Annotated in this window: 1 rRNA gene; it reads left to right on the plus strand. The window is 55.5% G+C overall.

What is annotated here, in order from left to right:
* Positions 1 to 256, plus strand: a 23S ribosomal RNA gene (locus tag M8006_RS17935); the annotation flags it as partial.

Raw genomic sequence — 256 nt, forward strand, 5'->3', positions numbered from 1 at the left:
GTAGCCCTGGTGAAAGTCAGTAGGCTGAGATCTCAGGTAAATCCGGGATCTTAAGGCCGAGAGACGAGACGAAGACACCCCGGTGTTGAAGTCACTGATGCCACGCTTCCAAGAAAAGCCTCTAAGCGACAGATCATGTGCGACCGTACCCCAAACCGACACAGGTGGTCAGGGTGAGAATCCCCAGGCGCTTGAGAGAACTCGGGTGAAGGAACTAGGCAAAATGGTGCCGTAACTTCGGGAGAAGGCACGCCGC

Origin of the sequence: Halomonas llamarensis, assembly GCF_023555005.1 — a bacterium.
Lineage (GTDB): Bacteria > Pseudomonadota > Gammaproteobacteria > Pseudomonadales > Halomonadaceae > Vreelandella > Vreelandella llamarensis.